Below are 22,755 nucleotides of genomic sequence, written 5' to 3' on the forward strand. Positions count from 1 at the left end.
AGTCGCCTGAGTGGGTAAAACCGCAGGTCAGCGGTTGCGGATCAGGGCCGCGCGCGGCCATTCGTCGAGACCGCGCGCCACCTCCGCGGCGCGGATATCCCGCAGCTCAGGACCCTGTTCCGCGGGCTCCAGGACCCGGAATCCGAGCCGCTCGTAGTAGGGCCCGTTCCACGGCACCCCGGTGTAGGTGGTGAGCGTCAGCGCCGGCCGCCCGAGCCGCGCGGCCCACCCGCCCGCCGTCTCGATCAGCTCGCGGCCCAGCCCGCGGCGGGCGTGGTCCGGCCGCACCGAAACCTGCTCGATGTGCCCGAGGCCGTCCACCACCTCCGCGATCAGGTAAGCGAGCACCGCCCCGTCCTCCTCGGTGACCCAGCACCGCCCGTCCTCGGCGAACGAGGCCAGTTCCGCCACCGAGAGCGGTTCGTCTTCGGCGACCCGGGCCATGCCGAGATCGCGGAAGACCGCGCCCGCCCGGCGCTCGACCTCGCGGAGCACGGGCAGGTCCTCGGGGCGGGCGAGCCGGATCACGCGTCCAACCTAGGCGGCCTCGCCGCTTTCGGGAAACTGGTTTCCACCAACGGGTTCAGCGATCAGGAAGGGGCTCAGCAGCCCCGGCACGGCCCGGTCGGCGAGCGCCAGCCCGTCGCTCTCGCCGACGTCCACCACGTGGTAGTGCCCCCGGCCCGCGGCGATCGGCGCGATCACCGTGATCAGCCCGGCCCGCCGCTGGAACAGCGAGCGCAGCACGACCAGCCCGGTCAGCCCGTCGCGGCGGACGATCTCCGTGGTGCGGGCCAGCGATCCCGAACGCGTGACCAGGTACGGCCCGGCCAGCGCGTGGCCCAGCGTCCGGTAGCGGTCCCAGCCCACGAGCACCGCGAACGGCAGCAGCGCCAGCGCCGCCTGCCACGGCCACGAAGGCAGGAGATCGATCCACGCCGCCAGGAACAGGGCGGCGGCCGGCAGCAGCACCCCGGTCACGGCGCGGATCATCCGCCGCGTCAGCGCCCGGCGCGGGTGCCGCACGAGCGGGACGGCCGCGAAGTCCTCACCCAGCACGTCGGCCACCACCTCGTGCACCCGCCCGATCGGGGCCGGCGGCAGGAGCAGGCCGCCGCCCTTGTCCGCGCCCTTGCCTTCGCGCAGCCCGGCGGCCACGGCGACGCACTTCGCGCCGCCCACCGCCCGCAACGGCAGGGGCTCCTCCACCTCGACGCCGCGCAGCCGCTCCTCCTCGATCGAGACCGACCGCGTGGTGACCAGCCCCCGCCGGATGTGCAGGGTGCCGCCGACCTCGCGGGTGAGCCGGAAGTTCCAGAACGACAGCACGTAACCGCCGACCGAGAGCACCGAGACCACCACCAGCAGCCCGGCCGCCGCGGACAGCACGATCAGCCAGGCCGGGGCGGTGGCGAACCGCTCGGCCAGCTCGCGCAGCGGGCCGTAGCGCACCGGGTCCAGGTGCAGCTCGTGCACGAAGTGGTACAGCGTGCCGACGATCGCGCCGACCACGGCGAGGCCGGACAGGGTGAACGGCGCGTACCGCACCCAGCGCTTGTCGACGGCGGCCACCAGGCGTTCCGGCGGCTCGGCGGCGTCGTCCGCGTCGTCGGCCAGGCTCGGATCCACGGGTTTCCGGTGCAGCAGAAGGGTTCTCAGCCGCTGGGCCTCCGCGCCGCCGACCGCGTCGAACACCAGCTCGTCCCGGCCCGGTCCCGGCCCGTGCGAGTGCCGCCCGGTGCCGATCCGCACGGCGGCGAGGGAGAACAGCCGGTGCTTCGGCTCGGACACCACGTCCACGGTGCGGATCCGGTCGCGCGGCACGGCGCGCTGTTTGCGCAGCAGCAGACCGGTGTGCCACTCGACCTGCGTCGCGGTGACGCGGTAACGCGAAGTGAGGCAGTGCGAGATGCCGGCGAGCACGCTCACGGCGGTCACGGCGAGCCCGGCCCACTGCCAGTGGTTGCCGTGCCCGAGCAGCAGCGCGCCGATCAGCAGGGGCAGCGACTTCACCCCGTCCAGCACCGGGCGGATGAGCAGCATGCGGCGGTCGAGCCGGTGCCACGGGGCTTCGGCGGTGCCCTCGGCCGACGCCGGCGGGCTGCTCTCCTCGGCGGTCAGTCCGCTCATGTCGCGTCACCGGGGGAGGCCTGGGTGGTGCGGGTCAGCTCGTCGGCCAGCTCGACCGCGCGCCCGTGCTCGAGCCCTTCGATGTGCAGCGCCCCCGCGGCCGACGCCGTGGTCACCTTGAGCTCGGCCAGCCCGAAGAGCTGCTCGATCGGCCCGCGCTCGATGTCCACGGTCTGGATCCGCGAGATCGGCGCGATCCGCCATTCCTGCTTCACCCAGCCGGATTGCGTGTACACCGCTTCGCCGGTGACCTCCCAGCGGTGCACGCGGTAGCGCCACTGCGGCATCACGACCAGGTGCAGCGCGCCGAGCCCGCAGGAGATCACCAGCGTCACCGACAGCCAGGACGGCGGATCGTCGTCGACCGCCACGACCACCGCCTGTACCCCGATCACCACGGTCCAGGCGATCGCCGCCGAGGCGGCCCAGTAGGCGATGGCCTTGCGGCTCACCCGGTGGGCCGGTGGGCGCAGGCGCAAGCGCAGGGTGGGGGTGCTCTCCGCAGTCACCTGCCCAGCGTGCCCGAACCCCCCGGGGTCTGCCCAGCGTGCCCGGTTGCGGGTCGAGCCGGTCTCGACGAGGGTCGCGATGCCCCGATCCGGGGGTGCGGTGAGTGCGTCGCGTTACTATTTCGGCCACCCGGGTGGGATGGATTCGCGGTCGGGCCGCGTTGTACTTCGACACGTCCGGGTAAGACAGCGAGCAGCAGGAGGATTCCGGTGGGGTTCGATCCCGAGGAACTGTACGAGGTGGATTCGGACGTCCCCGACCTTTCCGGAGCCGTGCTCCTGCACTTCTTCGAAGGTTTCATGGACGCCGGCTCGACCGGCCGGCTGGTCACCGACCACCTGACCAGCGAGGTCGAGGGCCGCGTCATCGCGCGCTTCGACGTCGACCGGCTCATCGACTACCGCTCCCGCCGCCCGCCGATGACCTACGCGGTGGACCACTGGGAGGACTACGAGGCGCCCGAGCTGGTCGTCCGGCTGATGCACGACACCGACGACACCCCGTTCCTGCTGCTCACCGGGCCGGAGCCGGACCACGACTGGGAGCGTTTCACCACCGCGGTCAAGCAGCTGGTGGAACGCTGGGGCGTGCGCCTGACCGTCGGCTACCACGGCATCCCGATGGGCACCCCGCACACGCGTCCGCTGGGCGTCACGACCCACGCGACGCGCGGTGAGCTGGTGGGCGACCACCAGCCGCTGCCCAACCGCATGCAGGTGCCGGGCAGTGTCGCGGCGCTGATCGAGTACCGCCTGGGCGAGCTGGGTCACGACGCGATGGGCTTCGCCGCGCACGTGCCGCACTACCTGGCCCAGTCGGCCTACCCGTCGGCGGCGATGAAGGTGCTGGAAGCGATCGGCGGCGCGACCGGGCTCAGCCTGCCCGACGGTGAGCTGCGCACGGCGGCCGACGTGGCCACCGCGGAGATCGACCGCCAGGTCTCGGAGTCCGACGAGGTCGCCGACGTGGTCCGCGCGCTGGAACGCCAGTACGACACGTTCGTCGAGGCTTCCGCGCACGACAGCCTGCTGGCGGAGTCCAAGGAGCACATGCCCACCGCCGAGGAGCTGGGCTCGGAGTTCGAGCGCTTCCTGGCCGAGCAGCAGGGCGGCAGCGACGCCACGGACCGGTAGGTCTGCGGCGGCCGGACCGGCCGATCGGGCCGGCGAAGGCGCGGGTGTGGCCGCCGTCCCCGCCGGGTACGTTCAGCGGAACTGGATTTCCCCCGGCGGAAGGCGGAACGGGCGTGGCGCACACGCGGGTCTACCGTGACGGCGTGCTGGCCGAGCGGGGCTTCCCGGTCGAGCGCGTTTCGGACTACCTGCAGGACCCTGCGGCCACGGTGTGGCTCGACTTCTGCGAGCCGACCGAGGCCGATCTCGCCGCGATCCGCGAGGAGCTGGGCCTGCACGCGCTGGCCGTCGAGGACGCCGTGCACGAGCACCAGCGGCCGAAGCTCGACCGGTACGAGACCCACGCGTTCCTGACCGCGTACTCGGCGCGGTTCGATCCCGGGACCGGCGAGGTCACCCGCAGCGAGCTGGCCGCGTTCGTCACCCCGCACGCGCTGGTCACCGTGCGCAAGGACGACGGCTTCGACATCGACGCCGTCACCGACCGCTGGGACGCTTCGCCCGACCTGGCCAAGTCCGGTATCTCCTTCCTGCTGCACGGGCTGCTGGACTACGTCGTGGACGGGCACTTCGAGTGCGTGCAGGCGCTCGACGACCAGATCGAGGCGCTGGAGGACCTGGTTTTCGACGAGCGGCCCGACCAGCGGGAGCTGCAACGGCGCTCGTTCCGGCTCCGCAAGAGCCTCACCGCGCTGCGCCGGATCGTGCTGCCGATGCGCGAGGTGGTCAACGCGCTGATGCGCCGCGACCAGCACCTGGTCGACGACGAGATGATGCCGTACTTCCAGGACGTCTACGACCACGTGCTGCGCGCGTCGGAGTGGACGGAATCGTTGCGCGACCTGGTCGCGACCGTGCGCGAGACCCAGCTGAACCTGCAGGGCAACCGGATGAACCTGATCATGAAGAAGGTCACGAGCTGGGCCGCGATCATCGCGGTGCCCACGGCGGTGACCGGGTTCTACGGGCAGAACGTGCCCTACCCGGGCTTCCAGACGACCGCCGGGTTCTGGGTGTCCACAGTGGTCATCGTGCTGCTTTCGGTCGGTTTGTACGCTTCGTTCAAGCGGCGCGACTGGCTCTGAGACGGGCCGGGTTTCGGTTTCGGCGGCCCCGGGTAGGCGGGGAGGGACTTCCCGGCGCCGACGCCGGACGCCCGGCCGAGAGGAGACGCTCGTGCGAGAGCTCACCACCCCGCTGCCAGCCGCCCCGGAACTGCTCGAACCGGAAGACGCCGGTCGTCGGGAAGCGATTCGCCGCAAGGCGGCGCTCGCGGTGGCCGCCCGGGCGGACGACGCGCAGGACTGCGCCCGGCTGCTGGAAATGCTGGGGCTGCGCACCCCCGGGGAAGGCCGCAGCGAGGTCGCCTGATCCCCGGGCCGCCGTCACCCTTTCGGCCCTATATGTTCATCCCGTGTCCACCCGGGTGCCCGGGTGGGGCGGGCTGAACGAGAGGACGGACGGATGCGGCTGACTCCCCGCTCGACGGAGTTCTTCGACCTGATCACCGAAGCGGCCGGGAACCTCGTCACGGCGACGGCGCTGCTGCGCGAATTCGTCGCCGCGCCGCCGGTGGAACGGGAGGCCATCGCCCAGCGGATCCACGCGGTGGAGAACCTCGGCGACGACCTCACCCACCAGGTGATGGTGCAGCTCAACAAGTCGTTCATCACCCCGTTCGACCGGGAGGACATCCAGGCTCTGGCCGCGCGCATCGACGACGTGCTCGACGCCATCGACGCCGCCGCGGACCTGGCCGTGCTCTACCGGGTCGACGAGCTGCCGCCCGGGGTCGAAGCCCAGGTCAAGGTCCTCGAACGGGCGGCCGGGCTGACGGCCCGGTCGATGCCCGGACTGGCCAAGGTCGGCGAGCTGGAGCCGTTCTGGGTCGAGATCAACGACCTGGAGAACGAGGCCGACCGCATCTACCGCCGCCTGCTCGCGGACCTGTTCCAGCCCGGCGCCGACGCGCTGACCGTGCTGAAGACCAAGGAAGTCGTGGAGCAGCTCGAAGAGGCGGCCGACGCCTTCGAGCACATCGCCGACGTCGTGCAGACCATCGCGGTCAAGGAGTCCTGATGACCGGCCCGGCCGCTCTGGTCGCCGTCATCGTCCTCACCGTCTTCTTCGACTACACCAACGGTTTCCACGACGCCGCGAACGCGATCGCTAGCGCTGTTTCGACCCGCGCGCTCGGCATCCGGCCCGCGCTCGCGCTGGCCGCGGTGATGAACCTGGCCGGCGCGCTGCTGAGCACGGGCATCGCCGCCACGGTCGCCAAGGGCATCATCGACGTCCCGGCCGACGGCTCCGCGCTCACCGTGGTGTTCGCCGCGCTGGTCGGCGCCATCACCTGGAACCTGGTGACCTGGTACTTCGGGCTGCCGTCCTCGTCTTCGCACTCGCTGGTGGGCGGGATGGTGGGCGCCGCGCTGGCGGCGGCGGGCACGGTGCACTGGGCGGGCATCGCCGAGAAGGTGCTGATCCCGATGATCGTCTCGCCGCTGCTCGGGCTGGGGCTGGGCTACCTGGTGATGGTCGGGGTGCTGTGGCTGCTGCGCCGGGCGAATTCGCACCGCGTCGGCCGCAACTTCCGCCGGCTGCAGGTGGTCTCCGCGGCCGGCCTGGCGCTGGGCCACGGCCTGCAGGACGCGCAGAAGGGCATGGGCATCATCGTGCTCGCGCTGGTCGCGGCGGGGGCCCAATCCTCCTTCGCGGTGCCGCTGTGGGTGACGCTGCTGTGCGCGGCCGCGTTGTCGCTGGGCACCTACTCGGGCGGGATGCGGATCATGCGCACGCTCGGCCGCCGCGTCTTCCCGCTCGACCCGCCGCACGGCTTCGTCGCGGAATCCGTGGCCTCCTCCGTGCTGTACCTGACGGCATTCGTGGTGAAGGCCCCGATCTCCACCACCCACGTGATCACCGCGGCGATCATGGGGGTCGGCGCCACGCGGCGGGTGTCGGCCGTGCGCTGGGGCGTCGCGCGCGACATCGTGCTGGGCTGGGTGCTGACCTTCCCGGCCGCCGCCGCGGTGGCGGCCGCGGCCTGCCTGCTGATCCGGGCGGTCACGTAGTCCGTCCCGGATCAGGCCCGGGCCGTCCGGACCACCCGGTCGTCAGCGCCCGGACCAGGGCGCTTCGACGAAACCCGCGGCCGCCGCGGCCCACAGGGCCAGTGCGCCGCCGAAGCCGGGCACGCCGAGCCAAGCCCAGGTCTGCCCGGTGCCTCCGAGGACCACGGCGAGCGCGGCCAGCAGGCCCAGGGCCGCGCCGAGCCCGAGGTAGCGGCGGGAGCCGAAGATCCGCGCGAACGGCAGGAAGTGCAGCCCGAGGCACAACAGCACCCAGGCCGGGACCGCGGCGGGCCGGTGGACGACCGAGCCGAGCACCCGCGAGCCCGCGACGACGACGGCCACCAGGAGCAGCACGACCACGCCGTACCGCCGGCCGGACGGGCCCCGGCCCGGCGAGCCGTCGGCCCGAGCGGCCGCGGACCGGCCGAGCACCACCGCCCAGGCGGCGAACGCGAGCACGATCACCGCGTCCAGCCCGCGCAGGACGTCGGTGGCGTCGGGGATGGTCGTGGCGCCCGCGAACCACCAGGCCGCGCCGAACAGGACGCCGAGGGACGAGCCGGCCAGGCGCGCGACGGGATCGTCCCTGGTGAGCGGTTCGTCCGACATGGTGCCCCCGGGTGCGGAAGATCTGTCCCGAACCTACTGCAGGAAACGCCGGGCGGGGGTGTCCGGGCCGACCCCGGAGCACACATCGTGACCGCTAGCCTGCACAGAGGTGAACGCGCCGGGGTACCCGAGGTATCGGCCGCGCCGCCGCAGGTCCTACTCATGAGGGTCGGCTGGGCGAGGTCCCGGCCGCAGGGGGAGGGTGCAGTGAAGGAACTGGACGACGCGGCGGCCGAGGGCGAAGACTACCTCACCCGCCAGCAGCGAGCGCTGGCCGAAGCGGTGGTCGCGGGCGCCGGCGAACGCAGCTTCCGGCTGGCCGCGCACCTCGCCGCGGAGGGTGGCGTGCGGCGGTCCGACATCCTGGCGGCGACCGCGCTCTTCCTGGCCTACCGGGCCTTCCGGGACGGCAAGGCCGAGCTGGTGCCGGGTTTCCTGACCCGGCTGCGGGAGCAGGACCGCGACAGCGTCAAGCTGGTCCGGCACCTGGTGCGGCTGGAGGCCGCCCGGGCGAAGGGCTGGCTGCCCCGGGCCCAGTACGAAGAGCTGCTTTCCTACGCCTGGCGGGAGAAGCGCTTCGACCTCGTGCTGCGTGCGGGCCGGATCGAGCCGCGGGCCGTCGAACCCGTCGGCGGCTGGGCCGCGCTGGAGCGCGAGCACTGTCCGCTGCTCACCTGAGTCCTCCGCGGTCGGAGTCCGGCCGGTTCGCGCTCCAGCCGAACCACCCCGGCTCACGGGGGGTGGGATCCCACGCAGCGGTGCACTCCTCCACCGGCGGGGCCAGTCGGTGAGCGCTGGGTTCGCACCTCTTCCGGCCGGCGGGGACGCCGCCCACGCCTCGATCCGCCTCGGCGTCCGGTCAGGCGATACCGCGTTCGTGACCGGCCCAGAACGGCGCCCGCAGGGACCGTTTGTCGACCTTGCCCACGGCGGTGAGCGGCAGCTCGGTGGTGAAGTCCACTTCGGACGGCACGAAGTGCTCCCCGCCCAGCTCGGCCCGCACGTGCTCGCGCAGGTCGCCGGGAGCGAGCGGGCCGTTCACGACCACCACGGCGTGCACCCGCTCGCCCTCGCCCCCGGGACCGGGCACGCCGAACACCGCTGCCGCGCGGACCTGGGGGTGAGCCAGCAGCGCGTGCTCCACCGTGGTCGACGCGACCTTCGTGCCGTGCTCGCCGGTCACGATCACGTCGCCGGCCCGGTCGGTCAGGTAGAGGTAGCCTTCCTCGTCGAACCGGCCGAGGTCGCCGGTGGGCAGCCAGCCGGCCCCGATCGGCGGATGGTCCTGGTAGCCGTCCATCATGGACAGTCCGCGGACCAGGACCTGACCGTCCTCGATCCGGGCTTCCATCCCGGGCACGATCCGGCCGACGGAACCGAGCCGTTCGGGCCGCCCGATCAGCTCGGCGGCGGAGATGGCGGCGATCATCGGGGCCTCGGTCAGCCCGTACCCCTGCCCGACCACGGGGCCGAAGACCTCCAGCGCCTCGGCCAGGCGTCGTGGCGAAAGCGGCGCGGCACCCAGCGAGAGGGATCGCACACTGCTGAGGTCGGTGGTCGCCAGCGCCGGGCTGTCCAGCACGGCGCCGAGCCTCGGCGGCGTCAGCGAAAGCGAGGTGACGCCGTGCCCGGCGATGTCGGAGAGCAGTCGTTCTGCATCGAAAGTGTTGCGCAGCACCACGGTGTGCCCGCAGAGGATGGCGCCGAGCACCGCCGCGTTGCCGGTCATGTGGGTCAGGGGCGCGGTGACCAGGATCCGGCCCGGACCGGATGGGTCCGGGGCGAAGATCTGCGCCATGCCGTCGTAGATGCCGCTGTGCCGGATCAGCTTGGGCGCGCCGGTGGTGCCGCCGCTGGGGAAGACCGTGGTGACCCCGGCCGGTAGCGAGTCCGGAGTGGACGGTCGCGCGGCCGCCAGCCGGTCGAGGTGCTCGTCGGTGAGCAGTTCGGCGCCGGTGGAGGCGAGGACCGCGGCCCGCGCCGGACGGCTCGAAGACGCGGCCACCAGCAGCACCTCGGCGCCCCGCAGTTGCGCGGCGAGCTGGGCCAGCACGGTCTCCGGCCGGTTTCGGGCATCGATCGCGATCATCGGGCCGGAACCGCCGAAACCGTCCAGCCCGCCGTACAGCCGTAGCAGGATGTCGTGCGCCTCGCGGTAGGTCGTCACCCCGTTTTCGTGGTGGAACAGCACGGCCGGGCCGCCCTGGTCGAGCGCGGCCAGGACCCGGGTCAGGAAGAAGCTCGGTGCCACCGCCGTAGCGTAACCGGCCTGGTGGTCCGGCCACGGGGACCGTCGCGGCCGACGCGGTATCGATTGTCCATTAAGGACTCGTCAACCGGCGCATTCCGGACATCGCGCCGCGTTCGGCCGGAAAGTTTCCCTCAGGCGGTCCGAGGGGTTACCGTGGACCAACCTGGAGGGAGCCGAACACCATGAGTCTCGTGACGCCCAGAAGGTCCATGCTCGTCCTGGCCGCCGTGGCCGCGCTGGCCGGCACCGCGGCCGCCGCCCCCGGCCCGGCCGGGCTCACCTCGCGGCAGCTCGCCGGCCAGCGGGTGATCTACTCCTACCCCGGTCTCACCCCGCCGGACGCGCTGCTGCAGCGCATCCGTGCCGGTGAGGCGGCGGGGGTCATCTTCTTCGGTGAGAACGTCCAGAGCAGCCAGCAGATCGCGGGCGTCGTGCAGCAACTGCGCGACGCGTCCGCGCAGAGCCCGGTGCACCAGCCGCTGCTGCTGATGACCGACCAGGAGGGCGGCAAGGTCCGGCGGCTGCCGGGCGAGCCCGTGCTGTCGGAGAAGCAGGTGGGCCGGTCCGCGGATCCCGAGGCGGCGGCGAAGGCGGCGGGCACCGGCGCGGGGGAGAACCTCCGGGGGGCCGGGATGAACGTGAACCTGTCGCCGGTGCTCGACGTCTACCGGCAGGAGGGCAACTTCATCGACGAGTTCGGCCGCTCCTACAGCGACGATCCGGCCACCGCGGCCGAGTTGGGGCGCGATTTCATCACCGCGCAGCAGGCCGCGGGCGTCGCCGCCACCGCGAAGCACTTCCCGGGTCTCGGCGCGGTTCCGGCCGGGCAGAACACCGACGTGGGACCGGTGACGGTGAACGTGCCGCTCTCGCAACTGCGCGCCCAGGACGAGGCCCCGTACCCGGCGGCGGTGGGCGCCGGGGTGAACCTGGCGATGCTGTCGTGGGCGGTGTACCCGGCACTGGACCCGAGCCGTCCGGCCGGTCTCTCGCCGACGGTCGTGCAGCAGGAACTGCGGCAGCGCAACCACTTCTGCGGGGTGACGATCACCGACGCGCTGGAGGCCGGCTCGCTGCAGGCGTACGGGAGCACCGGGAACCGCGCGGCTCTGGCGGCGAAGGCGGGGATGGACCTGATCCTCGCATCCGCCCGTGACGTCCAGCAGGGAGACGACGCGGCCGACTCGCTGGCTGCGGGATTGACCGGCGGGAGCCTCCCGCGCGCGGACTTCACCGCCGCCGTCGACCGGATTTCCTCGCTACGGAGCCATTTGCCCTGAGCCTCGCAAAAATTGTCGGTGGTTCGGGGTAGGAAGGATGGGTGCCTACCAACGACGCCCGCACCGGGCCCTCCTCCGATTCCGAAGGCCACGCCGACCCTCCCCGGCTGATGCGTGGCCTTCGGCTGTCCGGAGTTCGAGGCCCGGGATCCTCCGCTCGCTTCGCCTCATCCGGAAGCTTCGGCCCAGCCAGGTCCATCGGCCGGCTTCTCCGCGATACGGTCGTGAAAGCTTTGGTACTGCAACGCTTTCTCGGGGTCGTGCACCAGGTTGCCCAGCGCGTCCGGAATCTCGGCCTCCGGCTCGGCGATCGCCGCCCCGGTCGCGCGCCGTTCCGCGGACGGCCGGTCGACGCCCGCGGTGCTGGCCGTCGGCCCGTGCTTGAGCAGGCGCGGCAACTCCAGTGCGTAGCTGGGCTTGAGTCCGTCGATCCCGCGTCCGGGGTCGAGCCTCGCTGTCACAATCGCCTGACCTGCGGTTTGGCCGATCTCGGTGATCAAGGTTACGTGGAGGTTTACCTATCCTCCGTTCGGGTAATTTTGTCGGGTAATAGGGGAGTCTCGATCGGAGGTGGGAATGCGGAACGATCGGGGGTTCTCTCGTCGTGCGGTGTTCACGACGGTGTTTGCCGGACTGGCCCTGAGTGCGTGCGGTGCCCCGCCTCGGGACGCCCGATCGCAGACCGAGCCGACATCTCCACCCCCCTCTCCGTCGTCTCCGCCTCCGCCGAAAACCTCGCCGTCACCGTCGCCTCAGCCCAACCCCCTGGCGACTGGCCTGCTCGTCGGCTTCTGCGGCGCACCCAGGGCGAAAGCGCTCGGCGAAATGACTGGCGACCTGTCCGCGGCCGGTCGAAAGCTGATGGACCAGATCGGAACCTTCCCGCAGACCCGTCCGGTGACCCCTGTCGTCGAGCTGATCGCCACTGCCTCGCACCGCACGCCGGGGCCCGACGGGATGTTCCGCACCCGTGCGTCGGACGACACCGTGCGCGAGTATCTGGACGAGGCGCGCGCGTTGAAAGGCGTGCTGCTGCTGAACATCCAGCCCGGCCGCGCGGACTTCCTGCCGGAGGTGCAGGCGTACGAGCACTGGCTGACCGAGCCGGACGTCGGTGTCGCGCTCGACCCGGAGTGGGCGGTGGAGCCGGGCGTCGTGCCGGGGGAGAAGTTCGGCCACACCACGGGCACCGAACTGGACGGCGTCGCCGCGTACCTGGGTGAGTTGGCGCAGAGCCACCACCTGCCGGACAAGATCATGGCCTACCACCAGGTCGCCGCGTCGGTGGTGACCGACGAAGCGTCGCTGAAGGCGCACCCGGGGGTGTCGGCGGTGAAGATCGTCGACGGGATCGGCAGCGCCGGCGCGAAGAAGGCCACCTGGACCAAGCTGATGGCGGACAAGCCGGAGCACGTCCAGGCGGGCTTCAAGCTGTTCTTCGAAGAGGACACCCGCCACGGCGCCGCGCTGATGACCCCCACCGAGGTCCTCTCCCTCACCCCGACCCCGGCCTACGTCGTCTACGAATAACCCCTCCCCGGCCGGGTGTCACTCACGCGTGTGCTGCTCTGGCTGATCATGCCCGCACCGGGCATCCTTGCGGCGACCGCACAACGACGGGAGCCGCCCGATGACACCCTGGTGGGCCGCGGCGACAGCCGCCGTCGTTCTCGTGCTGGCCGCACTCGCCGCTTTGGTTTTCGTACGCGCCCGCCGAGCCTCCCGAGCCCGCGCCGCCGCCGTATCGGACTGGCGAGCCCGCGCCGCCGCTGCCTCCACCTCCGCCGTCTCCGGCCCGGTGTCCACAACCCGTGCCGCCTCCGGCCCGACCTCGCCCGCTACCCACGGCCCGGTGTCGCCGCCCCACGCCGACTCCGGCGCCGTATCACCTACCGGTGCGGCTTTCAACCCGGCCTCGCCCGCCGCCTCCCATTCAGATCCGCCTTCCGGCGCCACTTCCGGTCGAGATCGGCCTGTCCAAGAAAGTTCCAGAGCCTCTTCGCGCGCCGCCTCCGACCCGGGGGTCTCCGCCCGCAAGACCCCCGTCCGGACTTCGCCTGCCATGAATTCCCACGCACCTACTGGCGCCGATCCCAGCCGGGAGTCGCCCGGCAACGCTGCCTCCCACTCGCCGACCCACGCCGCCTCCGACGAGCCTTCCCGCGCCCCTTCCACCTCCCGCTCCGGCTCCCGTCGCCGCGCCCTTTCCCCACCCCGGTCAGGCTCGCGCTCTCACGCTGAGACCGGTCACGACACCGACACCCCTACGGACGATCCCTTCGCCCGCTATCCGTCGGCCCTTCAACGTCCCGTCCCGAACCCCGCCACCCGCGGCACCGCGCCCAGAAACCGCCCGAGTCAGACCCCGTTCCTCGTCCCACCCCCAGACCACCCCGCCTCACCTCACCGGGGCGGCACATCAAGCCCCGCCGACCCGCACCAGCCTGACCGGAACGCCACCCCCAGGCCCACCCACTCCAACCAGCCCCACCCGAACGACACGCCGAGGACGACGAGCGTCGACCACCCCCGCGCACCCGAACAGAACGTCGACCCGTCGTGGCCGACCAGCGCCGATCGCCCGCGTGCATCTGAGCAAGAAGTCGTGCCGCCGAAGTCAACCGGTGAGCCCCGCCCCCGCCAGCCGGACGTCGCGCCATCCTGGCCGACCGGTGTGGACCGCCTGCACCCATCTCGGCCGGACGTCGCGCCGTCCTGGGCAACCGGCGTGGATCGCCAGCATCCACCTCAGCCGGACGCTGGGCCGCTCTGGCCAACCGGTGTGGACCGCCCGCAACCACCTCAGTCAGACGCCGGGTCGTCCTGGCCGACCAGCCTGCACCCATCTCAGCCGGATGTCGGGGTGTCATGGCCAAGTGACGAGGACCGTTCCCACCTCCCTCCGCCAGATGCCCGGTGGTCAGACCCGGCCAGCACGGATCGCCCGCCTCGTCGGGGCGTAACGCCCCAATCATCCAGCGCCAACAGTCCGCACCCATCCCGGCAGGACAGCGCACCATCACTCACCCGGAACCTGGCGTCAGATCCGGTGCGGCCAGCGAGCCCGCACCATCCCACCCCGCCGGAGCTGTTCGAGTCGCCCGGCGCGACTCCGACCCAACCGATCCGTCTGCCGGACCATCGCCGCGTCGGCCCAGCCCAACCCCGCCGAAACCCTGACACCACGACGTGGCCCGATGCCGGTCTACCGCAGCCCCGAGCCTTCCCGGCCCGCCGCACGCCCGGTGTCGCGAGCTTCAGCCCGATGCCCTCCCACCGGCCCCGGACCGGTCGCCCCCACGCGGCCGAGCCGGACCGCATATTGCCGTCCCCGTCTCCCGACTCCGCAGAGCCGGATCGCCAGCTCAATCGCTCCGCTGAGCCCGACCGCTCGCGTCCAGACCAGCTCCGCCAACCCGCAGAGTCGGATCGCGCGCCGTTGAACCAGCGTCGTCGCCCCGGCGAGCCAGACCACCTTCACCACCCCGTCGAGCCAGCGGACCAGCACTCGTCCGAGCCGGACCACCGCCCGATGGAGCGGTCTCCCCACCCCGAAGATCAGCGTCGAGACCCGACTGATCAACAGCATTCCGCCGAACCTCAGGACCCGTCACCCGGCACGCCCACCCCAGGCCGTCGCGCGTTGAGGCGCAAGCTCGTCAGCCCGCCCGCGCGCCGGCGATGGAGAAGGTCGGCTCCCCCTACCGAAGAAGAACCAGGCTCCCGCTGACGGGACGCCCAGGTCTGTAGATCCGCTGACCACCACCGCCGAGTCCCACGGCTCGGAACATCCGCTCGCGTCACACGATTGAGGACATCGCCGTGCGGGTATCCAGAAATCAGCCCGCCGCTGCGGTTCCTCCCCCACCGTCGGCGTCGCGGGCTCGGCCGGGTCTGCTTAATGCGGGCCCGGCCTCGATATTTCGGGTATGGACAAGACATTCCCTTGGTTTTCTGAAGCTGATCAAGATCGAGCGTCTGGGCTGGGTCGCTTTCGCGCTCGGCTCGAAAGTCCGCGGGCAGCCCCAGACCCTGGGCGAGCTGCTGGCCCACGCGGACAAGCAGAACCTTGCAACCCGCTACGGCGGAGTGCCTCGTTCTCGGCGCGGGCTGTCTGCTGGCCGAGTACCCACGGTCGATCATCTGCGGACATCTTCGGGTACAGCACCAACGGCCCGTACCGCGACAAGAACGGCTGTGAACGGCCTGCCTGCTGATGCGGCCCCAGCCCGAGGACCCGGCAAGCCGCCGCCACGATCACGGTGGAGCGCTCGGACAGCGCCCCGGGCCGGCGTCCAACGACCGGCCCGGGGCACCGCGCCTACTCCGTGTCCGCGTGGATCGCGGTCAGGATCGGCGTCCGCGCGGCCGACCGGGCCGGCCACAGGGAGGCGAGCACCCCGATCGCCAGCGTCACCAGTACGAACACCGCCAGCCGCGGCCACGGCACCACCAGCGTCAGCCCCGGCTGGCTCAGCACGCCCATCGCCCCGAGGGCGCCGCCCGTGACCAGGCCGATGCCCGCGCCGAGCATCGCGGTGAGCACCGATTCCCACCGCAGCACCGAGCCGACCTGCTTGCGGCCGAGGCCGACCGCGCGCAGCAGGCCGATCTCGCGGACGCGCTCCAGGGTGGACATCGTCATGGTGTTCACCACGCCGAGGGCGCCGATCAGCACCGAAACGCTCAGCAGCGCGTACAGGATGTTCAGGAACGCCGCCGCCGAGTCCGAAGCCGCGGCGGCGGCTTCGGACCTCGTCTGGACCGTCAGCACCGGGTTGGCGAGCGTTCGCTGGATCTGCCCGCGCAGCACCACCTGGTCCTGGCCCGGGGCGGCCCGCACCAGAATGCGCTGCGGCGCCGCGGACACCAGCCGCGCCGGGATCAGCGAGCTCTGGAGCGAGGACGACGGCGCGTCGTAGATCGCCACGACCGGCAGGGACACCGGCTGATCGGCCGAACTACGCGCCTGCAGCGAGCCGGACACCTCGGAGCCCACCGCCAGGTCGTACCTCCGGGCCGTCTCCGTCGAGACCGCGATGCCGCCGGCCAGGTGGTCGAGCGAGCCCTTGGTGACGGTCAGCGGAAGGAAGCCCTGGACACTCGACGGGTCCACCGCCGTCGCGCTGAGGAACCGGCGCTGCCCGAGCTCGATCGACGCCGGGATCATCGGGCTGACCGCCTGCACCCCGGGCAGCTTCGCCACCTCGGCGGTGGTCTCGGAGCTGAGGTCGGCGAACGGGATCGCGGTGATCTGGATGTCGGCTTTGGTGTCGGTCTCGGCCTCCTTCGCGTGCTTCGCCGCGACGGAGGCGATCATCACCGTGATCGCGGCGCAGACGGACAGGCCGATCATCAGTGTCGCGGCCGTGGCGGCGGTCCGGCGCGGGTTGCGGCGCGTGTTCTCCACGGCCAGCGTGCCGCGGATCCCGGACAGCCGGGTCAACGGCCTGCGCAGCAGCCCGGTCAGGCCGAGGGCCAGCCACGGCGTCAGCACGATCAGCCCGATCATCAGCAGCGGCGCGCCCAGGTACATCAGGTCCTGCGACCGGATTCCGGCCGCGGTGGTCAGCGCGCCGAGCCCGGTGATCGCCACCCCGACGAAGGTGCGGCGCCGCAACGACTTCGCCGATGGCGGCAGCCCGGACCGCAGCGCGGCGATCGGCGGGACGGCGGCCGCTCGCCGGGCCGGGACGTAGGCGGCGACCAGCGTCACCCCGACCCCGACCCCCAGCGCGGCGGCCACCGCGCCGCCGCTGAACACCCGCAGCGGCACGCCGGGACCGTTGATCACGGAGAACCCGCGGTCGAGCACCACGGCCACGCCGATCCCCAGCAGGTAGCCGAGCACCGTGGCGATGAGGCCGAGTACCCCGGCCTCGGCGAGCACTCCCCGGAGCACGTACCGCCGGGACGCGCCGACCGCCCGCAGCAGCGCGTTCTCCCGGGCGCGGGCCGCCGACAGCATGGTGAACGTGTTCGACACCAGGAACACCGCGACGAACAGCGCCACGGCCGCGAACAGCAGCAGGATCTTGGTGAGCTTGTCGTCGCCGCGGACGGAATCGAGCGAGGACCCGGTCTCGGTGTCGAACGTCGGCGGCGGCAGCGCGGCCCGCACGCGCGCGGCGAGCTCATCCTGGCTGACGCCGGGCGTGGCCACCAGGTCCACCGCCGTGTAGCTGCCCGGCGCCGGGCCGAACTGTGCGCGGGCGGTGGTGAGGTCGAACGCCACGAGCGTGCCGCCCCCGGCGAGCCGGGCATCTTCGGCGGCGAACAGCCCGGTGACCTCCACCTGGTGCACCTTGCCGTCGACGATCACCGGCACCTGGTCGCCGACCCGGTAACCCGTGCGCTCGGCGGTGAACCGGTCGAGCACGACCTGGCCCGGGCCGGCGGGCGCCCGGCCGGTGCTCAGCGGGTACCGGGCCGGGTCGTAGCTGACCCCGCCGGCGCGCTCGGGCGGCCCGGTGAGCTGCCCGTCCTTGCCGACCAGGAAGGCGTACCCGTCGGCGGTCGGCCGGATCTGCGCGACGCCGGGAATGGCGTGCAGCGGCCCGACGACGTCGTCGCCGAACGGGGTGTCGATCGTCGAGGGCCGGACCTCGACCGCGACGTCGGCCCGTGCGTGGGCCTGGGCCCGGCTGACCGAGGACCGGACCGCGTCGCCGTAGAGCAGCGAGCCGACGACGAACGCGACGCCGAGCACCACCCCGAGCGTGGGCAGCAGGAACCGCGCCCGGTGCGCGAGGATCGAGCGGAACGCGCGACGGAGCATCAGCGCACCTCCTGCGGTTCGAAGCGGCGCATCCGGTCCAGCACGCGGCCGGCCGTCGGCTGCGGCATCTCGTCGACCAGCCGTCCGTCGGCCAGGAAGAGGACCCGGTCGGCGTAACCGGCGGCGATCGGGTCGTGGGTGACCATGAGCACGGTCTGCCCCCATTCGCGGGCGCTGCGCCGCAGCAGGCCGAGGATCTGCGCGCCGGAGCGGGAGTCCAGGTTGCCCGTGGGCTCGTCGGCGACGGCGAGCGCCGGCCGGGTGATCAGCGCCCGCGCGCACGCGACCCGTTGCTGCTGACCGCCGGAGAGCTGCGCGGGCCGGTGGCCGAGCCGGGCGGCCAGCCCGGTGGCCGCGATGACCCGGTCGGTCCAGTCCGGCTCCGGCTTCCGGCCGGACAGCGACAACGGCAGGAGGATGTTCTCCCAGGCGCTCAGCGTCGGCAGCAGGTTGAAGGACTGGAAGACGAAGCCGATCTGCTCGCGGCGCACGCGGGTGAGCTTCTCGTCGTCCAGCGAACCCAGGTCGGCCCCGCCGAGGCGCACCCGGCCCGTGGTCGGCCGGTCGAGCCCGGCCAGGCAGTGCATGAAGGTCGACTTGCCCGAGCCCGAAGGGCCCATGACCGCGGTGAACTCGCCGCGGCCGAAGGCGGCGGTGACCCCGGCCAGCGCCACCACGGCCGCCCCGCCCTCGCCGTGGACCTTGCCGAGCTGTTCGACCTCGGCCACCGTTCGTTCGTTCATGGCGGCCATGCTCGCGCGGGTGCCCGCCCCGGCGGTTCAACCGGACTGACGAGTGGACCCGGGGCCACTCCGCCAAAGGGATGAGGCCCGGAACCGGGCACCTGTCCTACCGTGGCCGTCATGCTGGTCCTGATCGGAAGAACCTCCTGGGCGCAACGCCTCCTGCTCGGGCTGGGCGTGCTGGCCGCCGGGGTCGTGGGGCTCGAAAGCCTGAGCGCGGAGACCGTGGCGACCGGAGCCGGGCTGCTGATCTGCGGACTGCTTTCGCTGGTCGTGCTGGCGATGCCCACCGTGCGGGCCACGGTGGTGGCGGAGCTGGCGGTCGTCTCGCTCGCCTTCACCGCGCTGTGCCAGGTCCTGCCCGACGGGCTCGACAACACCTTCGGCCTGGTGGAGACGGTCGCGCTGGTCCTGCTGACCGTGCGGTCGGTGATCGACCTGCGCCCGGGCCGCTCGGTGCTGGTGGTGCCGCTGCTGTACCTCGCGATCGTGCTCACGCCCACCCGCTGCTACGACCTGGGGCGCCCGTACCTCGAGTACGCCGTGCTGGTGCTCGGCTTCGGCCTGCTGCTGGCGATCCTGCTCGGGATGTACCTGCGCCTGCACGACCAGCGCCGGATCGACGCCGCCGAGCTGGCCAGGCAGGCGCAACGGCTCGCCTACGCCCGGGACCTGCACGACTTCGTCGCCCACCACGTGACCGCGATCGTCGCCCAGACCCAGGCGGTCCGGTTCACCTCCGGCGCCGGGCAGCGGCCCGGCCCCGAGGTGTTCGACGAGCTGCTGGCCGGCATCGAGCGGTCCGGCGCGCAGGCGCTGGCGTCGATGCGGGGGATGATCTCCGTGCTGCGCAACGACGAACCGGCGCCGGCCCGCACGACGCTGGGCGAGGCGGTCGCCGAGCCGGTCGGGCACTTCGCCGGCCCGCCGGTCACCACCGACCTCGACGACGACCTCGCCACCACCCGGCTGGCCCCGCCCGTGCTCGACGCGGTGCACCACGTCGTGCAGGAGTCGCTCACCAACGTCCTGCGCCACGCGGGCGGGGCCACCGCGGTCGGGGTGCGGGTGCGCACCCGGCCGGACGCGCGGCTGGAGGTCGTGGTGACCGACGACGGAACGTCCACATCGGACACCTCCGGCAGCGGATTCGGCCTGATCGGGCTGGGCGAGCGGGTCGAGGTGGCCGGCGGCACGCTCACGGCGGGGCCCGCGGACGGTGGCTGGCGCGTGAGGGCGCTCCTGCCGCTGACGCCGGCTCTGCCATCATGACCGGCCATGAGCATCCGCGTGCTGATCGCCGACGATCAGGAGATGATGCGCTCGGCGTTCCGGATGATCCTGGACTCCCAGCCCGACCTGGAGGTCGTCGCCGCGGTCGGGAACGGCCGCGCCGCGGTGGACGAGGCCCGGCGGCTGCGCCCGGAGGTGTGCCTGCTCGACATCCGGATGCCCGAGCTCGACGGCCTGGAGGCGACCCGGCTGCTGGCCGGCCCGGGCGCGGCGCACCCGCTCAACGTGCTGATCGCCACCACGTTCGACCTGGACGAGTACGTGTACCGGGCGCTGCGCAACGGGGCGTGCGGGTTCCTGCTCAAGGACATGTCTCCGGCGCTGCTGGTCGAGGCCGTCCGCGCGGCCGCGGCCGGGGCGACCCTGATCGCCCCGACGGTGACCACGCGGCTGTTGTCGCACTTCGCCCTGGACCGCTCCGACCCGACGACCCCGGACACCACGCCGGACGAGCCGCTGACCGCGCGAGAGCTCGACGTGGTCCGGCAGGTCGCGCGAGGCCGCACGAACGGTGAGATCGCGGCGGAGCTGTACGTGACCCAGGCGACGGTCAAGACGCACCTGGCCAACGTGCAGCGCAAGCTGAGCGTGCGGAACCGGGTGGAGATCGCCGCCTGGGCCTGGCGGACCGGGCTGTGCGCTTAGGGATCGGTCCAGAACGAGAGGTGACGGGTCGGCTTTGCCGAGGAGTTTCCGTGATCACGGTGTGCGAGAGGAAGTTCTGACCGACGAAGCGTGGGCCTCGCTGATCCGCCTACGGATCCGCGCCGATATCGACCAAGCCGTCCTCTTCTCGGTTCAGGGCGACAACGGCGGTTAGGTGAGTGGGTAGCCGCGTTGTTTGCAGGCGGGCTTGGTGTTGTCGTCGGCGCCGGAACCGGGATCAGTCCCAGATGTGGTCGGCGGTGTCGGTGACACGCAGGACGAGGGTGATGTGGGCATACCACGCCCGCCACGACCGGATCTGGTAGGGATCGAGTCCGGCTTCGTTCTCGGCCTGCTGGAAGCACTCCTCGATCCGCCAGCGAGTCCCGGCGATCCAGGCCAGGTCCAGCAGCGTTGCTCTGCGAGGTCCGTAGCAGACGTAGTAGGCAGCCCGCGATCCGCTCATGCACCCGGTCCAGCTACCCCATCACCACATCGACCACCACAACGGAGATCCACCACAGCACCACCAACTGCCGTTGCAGTACCAGTCCGTGATCCGCCACCGCAAGCTCTCGCCGGACCGATTTCGGCGCGGCCGGTGCCGGGTCCGAGCCGCAGTCACGGTGATCCGAGATCGGGCGTCCGGGATCACGTGACCGCGGCTCGGCCGCGGGGTCACGGCCGGGGCAGGCCCACGCCGCGCACGCTCTGGTCGGCTGGGACGGTCCCGTCCACCAGGAAGTCCTCCACGAGCCGGTCGACGGCCGGATTGCCGCTGCGGACGTAGATGTCGTGGTCGCCCTCGTCGGTCACCGTGATCATCCGGGAGTTCCGGAACTGGGCGTGCGCCCGGCGGGCGCCTTCGATCGGCGTGGCCGGGTCGTGTTCGGACTGGACGATCAGCACCGGCGGCACCCCCTGGCCGTTCATCACCGGCAGCGAACGGGTCGGGCCCTGGTGGAAGGCGCACATCTGGAACCGCATCCAGGTCCCGGCGAACAGCGGCGCCCCGTGCTCGGCGAGGTAGCCGGTCCGGTCGATCACCGACTGGCGGTCGCCGGTCCAGGGGCCGTCGTTGCACAGGACCGCGAACAGCGTGGCGCTGGAGATGACGTCGTTCTCGTCGTCCGCGGCGGCGGCCACCCCCGCGGCCCCGTGGCGATCGGCCGGAGCCGCGCCCTGGGACGAGCTCAGGATCAGGGACAGGATCTCGGCCAGCGCGGGAAAGGCCGCTTTGTGCTTGAGGTTGCTCACGACGAGGTCGTCGAGAACGGCCGGGCCGACCGAGGTCCCGCCGAGGTCGACCGGTTTGCGGCCCAGCGCGGACCGCAGGTCTTCATAGCTCTTGCGCGCCGCTTCGCCGGTGGTGCCGAAGTGGTACTTGCCGTCGTAGCTCGCCATCCAGGGCAGGAAGTCCTGCCGCCAGCGGCGCTCGAAACCGTAGGGCTGGAGGCTGAACGACTGCTGCCAGCTCGCGGTGAACACGGTGGTCGAGTCGAGCACGAACCGGCCGGTCCGGTCGGGGAACAGCTGAGCGTAGTGCGCGCCGAGCCAGGTACCGGCCGAATACCCGACCCAGTTGATCTTCGGCCGGTCGAGCAGGATGCGCAGCAGGTCCAGGTCCTTCACGTTCTGGAACGTGTCGACCAGCGAGCCCAGCTCCCCGGAGTTGCGCTGGCAGGCTTGCTCGTAGTCGCGGACCGCGTCCGCGATCCGGCCCCGCACGGCCGGGTCCCGGGCGTCGAGATCGGCGCCGGCGGCCGTGGTGCCGCAGCTGATGCTCGTGCTCCGGCCCGTGCCGCGGGTGTCCATGCCGATGATTTCCTGGTGCGCGCGCACCCGGCTCTGGTTGCGCAGGACCGCGGGCAGCGGCCGGCCGGGGACCCCGGGACCGCCGGGGTTGGTGAACAGCGACGCGGTCGTCTCCCCGGTGGACCGCAGCCGGCTGGCCGCGATGGTCAGGTCCGCCCCCTGTCCGGGGTGGTCCCAGTCGCGGGGCGTCCGGAACGTCGCGCACTCGAGCTCGCCGGTGCCCTCGGGCCGGGGCGAGGGGAGTTCGGCGTCCGCGCAGAGGTGCCAGTCCAGCGTCTGCTGGGTGTACCGCGACGGGACAGCGGTGGAGTTCAGCGGCTCCGAGCCGGATGCGGGGTCCGCCGAAGCCGGCAGCCCGGCACTCACCAGCGAGCCGATCACGATCGGGAGCACCACGGCAAATCGGGTTGTCTTCATCTACCCCTCTTTCGCAAAGGACGCTTTTTCTCGCCCAGAAGACCATCGGGGAAGCGGGAAGACCCCTGTCATCTGTC

Annotated in this window: 20 protein-coding genes and 1 pseudogene; 10 read left to right on the forward strand and 11 right to left on the reverse strand. The window is 72.1% G+C overall.

Features of this window, described 5'->3' with window-relative positions; genetic code table 11:
* Nucleotides 1-27: 27 nt before the first annotated feature.
* The 3 genes from NYF13_RS12010 to NYF13_RS12020 are packed head-to-tail and all read right to left on the reverse strand — an operon-like array spanning nt 28 to nt 2,639.
* Nucleotides 28-528 (reverse strand): GNAT family N-acetyltransferase, encoded by a 501-nt coding sequence (locus NYF13_RS12010; protein ID WP_315656333.1) that lies wholly within the window; start codon nt 526-528, stop codon nt 28-30.
* Between the two features lie 9 nt (nt 529-537).
* Nucleotides 538-2,130, reverse strand: coding sequence for a PH domain-containing protein (locus NYF13_RS12015; RefSeq protein ID WP_315656334.1), 1,593 nt, complete (start codon nt 2,128-2,130; stop codon nt 538-540).
* Nucleotides 2,127-2,639, reverse strand: a complete 513-nt coding sequence (locus tag NYF13_RS12020) for a PH domain-containing protein (RefSeq protein WP_315656335.1) — start codon at nt 2,637-2,639, stop codon at nt 2,127-2,129. The genes NYF13_RS12015 and NYF13_RS12020 overlap by 4 nt, the downstream gene beginning before the upstream one ends.
* Nucleotides 2,640-2,849: 210 nt before the next feature.
* Here NYF13_RS12020 and NYF13_RS12025 point away from each other — a divergent pair, with 210 nt between their 5' ends.
* From NYF13_RS12025 to NYF13_RS12045, 5 genes are all read left to right on the forward strand, one after another.
* Nucleotides 2,850-3,773, forward strand: a complete 924-nt coding sequence (locus tag NYF13_RS12025) for a PAC2 family protein (protein ID WP_315656336.1) — start codon at nt 2,850-2,852, stop codon at nt 3,771-3,773.
* A gap of 113 nt (nt 3,774-3,886) precedes the next feature.
* Nucleotides 3,887-4,858 (forward strand): magnesium transporter CorA family protein, encoded by a 972-nt coding sequence (locus NYF13_RS12030; RefSeq protein WP_315656338.1) that lies wholly within the window; start codon nt 3,887-3,889, stop codon nt 4,856-4,858.
* A gap of 91 nt (nt 4,859-4,949) precedes the next feature.
* On the forward strand, nt 4,950-5,144 hold the full coding sequence (locus NYF13_RS12035) for a hypothetical protein (RefSeq protein WP_315657356.1): 195 nt from the start codon (nt 4,950-4,952) through the stop codon (nt 5,142-5,144).
* A 93-nt stretch (nt 5,145-5,237) separates the two neighbouring features.
* On the forward strand, nt 5,238-5,852 hold the full coding sequence (locus tag NYF13_RS12040; RefSeq protein WP_315656340.1) for a DUF47 family protein: 615 nt from the start codon (nt 5,238-5,240) through the stop codon (nt 5,850-5,852).
* Nucleotides 5,852-6,847 carry an inorganic phosphate transporter gene (locus NYF13_RS12045; RefSeq protein ID WP_315656341.1) on the forward strand — a complete coding sequence of 332 codons (996 nt, stop codon included), beginning with the start codon at nt 5,852-5,854 and terminating at the stop codon, nt 6,845-6,847. The genes NYF13_RS12040 and NYF13_RS12045 overlap by 1 nt, the downstream gene beginning before the upstream one ends.
* A 42-nt stretch (nt 6,848-6,889) precedes the next feature.
* Here NYF13_RS12045 and NYF13_RS12050 read toward each other — a convergent pair whose 3' ends face one another.
* Nucleotides 6,890-7,456 carry a hypothetical protein gene (locus NYF13_RS12050; RefSeq protein ID WP_315656342.1) on the reverse strand — a complete coding sequence of 189 codons (567 nt, stop codon included), beginning with the start codon at nt 7,454-7,456 and terminating at the stop codon, nt 6,890-6,892.
* Between the two features lie 207 nt (nt 7,457-7,663).
* On the opposite strand from NYF13_RS12050, the gene NYF13_RS12055 reads away from it, so the two are divergent.
* Nucleotides 7,664-8,134 (forward strand): hypothetical protein, encoded by a 471-nt coding sequence (locus NYF13_RS12055; RefSeq protein ID WP_315656343.1) that lies wholly within the window; start codon nt 7,664-7,666, stop codon nt 8,132-8,134.
* A 181-nt stretch (nt 8,135-8,315) separates the two neighbouring features.
* Here NYF13_RS12055 and NYF13_RS12060 read toward each other — a convergent pair whose 3' ends face one another.
* Nucleotides 8,316-9,707 carry an AMP-binding protein gene (locus NYF13_RS12060; RefSeq protein ID WP_315656345.1) on the reverse strand — a complete coding sequence of 464 codons (1,392 nt, stop codon included), beginning with the start codon at nt 9,705-9,707 and terminating at the stop codon, nt 8,316-8,318.
* A 191-nt stretch (nt 9,708-9,898) separates the two neighbouring features.
* Between NYF13_RS12060 and NYF13_RS12065 the strand changes: the two genes are divergently transcribed.
* Nucleotides 9,899-10,987 carry a glycoside hydrolase family 3 N-terminal domain-containing protein gene (locus NYF13_RS12065; RefSeq protein ID WP_315656346.1) on the forward strand — a complete coding sequence of 363 codons (1,089 nt, stop codon included), beginning with the start codon at nt 9,899-9,901 and terminating at the stop codon, nt 10,985-10,987.
* 167 nt (nt 10,988-11,154) lie between these two features.
* On the opposite strand, the gene NYF13_RS12070 is transcribed toward NYF13_RS12065, so the two are convergent.
* Nucleotides 11,155-11,487, reverse strand: coding sequence for a hypothetical protein (locus NYF13_RS12070; RefSeq protein ID WP_315656348.1), 333 nt, complete (start codon nt 11,485-11,487; stop codon nt 11,155-11,157).
* A 325-nt stretch (nt 11,488-11,812) separates the two neighbouring features.
* Here NYF13_RS12070 and NYF13_RS12075 point away from each other — a divergent pair, with 325 nt between their 5' ends.
* A complete protein-coding gene (locus tag NYF13_RS12075; RefSeq protein WP_315656349.1) occupies nt 11,813-12,517 on the forward strand; it encodes a hypothetical protein in 705 nt (234 codons plus the stop codon).
* A 1,675-nt stretch (nt 12,518-14,192) separates the two neighbouring features.
* Here the strand turns inward: NYF13_RS12075 and NYF13_RS12080 are convergent.
* The 3 genes from NYF13_RS12080 to NYF13_RS12090 all read right to left on the reverse strand — a co-directional run bounded on the left by NYF13_RS12080 (nt 14,193) and on the right by NYF13_RS12090 (nt 18,508).
* Entirely contained in the window at nt 14,193-14,576 is a 384-nt protein-coding gene (locus NYF13_RS12080) for a hypothetical protein (RefSeq protein WP_315656350.1), read from the reverse strand.
* 732 nt (nt 14,577-15,308) lie between these two features.
* Nucleotides 15,309-17,765, reverse strand: a complete 2,457-nt coding sequence (locus NYF13_RS12085; RefSeq protein ID WP_315656351.1) for an FtsX-like permease family protein — start codon at nt 17,763-17,765, stop codon at nt 15,309-15,311.
* A complete protein-coding gene (locus NYF13_RS12090) occupies nt 17,765-18,508 on the reverse strand; it encodes an ABC transporter ATP-binding protein (protein ID WP_315656352.1) in 744 nt (247 codons plus the stop codon). The genes NYF13_RS12085 and NYF13_RS12090 overlap by 1 nt, the downstream gene beginning before the upstream one ends.
* A gap of 120 nt (nt 18,509-18,628) precedes the next feature.
* Here NYF13_RS12090 and NYF13_RS12095 point away from each other — a divergent pair, with 120 nt between their 5' ends.
* Together NYF13_RS12095 and NYF13_RS12100 are read left to right on the forward strand one after the other, a co-directional pair.
* Nucleotides 18,629-19,780 carry a histidine kinase gene (locus NYF13_RS12095; protein WP_315656354.1) on the forward strand — a complete coding sequence of 384 codons (1,152 nt, stop codon included), beginning with the start codon at nt 18,629-18,631 and terminating at the stop codon, nt 19,778-19,780.
* Nucleotides 19,781-19,786: 6 nt separating this feature from the next.
* Nucleotides 19,787-20,446, forward strand: coding sequence for a response regulator transcription factor (locus NYF13_RS12100; RefSeq protein ID WP_315656356.1), 660 nt, complete (start codon nt 19,787-19,789; stop codon nt 20,444-20,446).
* Between the two features lie 280 nt (nt 20,447-20,726).
* Here NYF13_RS12100 and NYF13_RS12105 read toward each other — a convergent pair.
* Together NYF13_RS12105 and NYF13_RS12110 are read right to left on the reverse strand one after the other, a co-directional pair.
* Nucleotides 20,727-20,894 (reverse strand): annotated as a pseudogene (locus NYF13_RS12105) (IS701 family transposase); the annotation flags it as partial.
* A gap of 230 nt (nt 20,895-21,124) precedes the next feature.
* The gene (locus tag NYF13_RS12110) at nt 21,125-22,678 is read right to left on the reverse strand and encodes an alpha/beta hydrolase (RefSeq protein ID WP_315656358.1); all 1,554 of its coding nucleotides are present in this window, start codon (nt 22,676-22,678) and stop codon (nt 21,125-21,127) included.
* Nucleotides 22,679-22,755 lie beyond the last annotated feature (77 nt).

The organism is Amycolatopsis sp. PS_44_ISF1 (assembly GCF_032335455.1).
Taxonomy (GTDB): Bacteria; Actinomycetota; Actinomycetes; order Mycobacteriales; family Pseudonocardiaceae; genus Amycolatopsis.

What these genes read in the sequence shown, in the direction of transcription:
- NYF13_RS12015 (WP_315656334.1), bottom strand. Translation starts at nt 2,130, where the DNA reads ATGAGCGGACTGACCGCCGAGGAGAGCAGCCCGCCGGCGTCGGCCGAG.
- NYF13_RS12040 (WP_315656340.1), top strand. Translation starts at nt 5,238, where the DNA reads ATGCGGCTGACTCCCCGCTCGACGGAGTTCTTCGACCTGATCACCGAA.
- NYF13_RS12045 (WP_315656341.1), top strand. Translation starts at nt 5,852, where the DNA reads ATGACCGGCCCGGCCGCTCTGGTCGCCGTCATCGTCCTCACCGTCTTC.
- NYF13_RS12050 (WP_315656342.1), bottom strand. Translation starts at nt 7,456, where the DNA reads ATGTCGGACGAACCGCTCACCAGGGACGATCCCGTCGCGCGCCTGGCC.
- NYF13_RS12075 (WP_315656349.1), top strand. Translation starts at nt 11,813, where the DNA reads ATGACTGGCGACCTGTCCGCGGCCGGTCGAAAGCTGATGGACCAGATC.
- NYF13_RS12080 (WP_315656350.1), bottom strand. Translation starts at nt 14,576, where the DNA reads ATGCTGTTGATCAGTCGGGTCTCGACGCTGATCTTCGGGGTGGGGAGA.
- NYF13_RS12085 (WP_315656351.1), bottom strand. Translation starts at nt 17,765, where the DNA reads ATGCTCCGTCGCGCGTTCCGCTCGATCCTCGCGCACCGGGCGCGGTTC.
- NYF13_RS12090 (WP_315656352.1), bottom strand. Translation starts at nt 18,508, where the DNA reads ATGAACGAACGAACGGTGGCCGAGGTCGAACAGCTCGGCAAGGTCCAC.
- NYF13_RS12095 (WP_315656354.1), top strand. Translation starts at nt 18,629, where the DNA reads ATGCTGGTCCTGATCGGAAGAACCTCCTGGGCGCAACGCCTCCTGCTC.
- NYF13_RS12100 (WP_315656356.1), top strand. Translation starts at nt 19,787, where the DNA reads ATGAGCATCCGCGTGCTGATCGCCGACGATCAGGAGATGATGCGCTCG.
- NYF13_RS12110 (WP_315656358.1), bottom strand. Translation starts at nt 22,678, where the DNA reads ATGAAGACAACCCGATTTGCCGTGGTGCTCCCGATCGTGATCGGCTCG.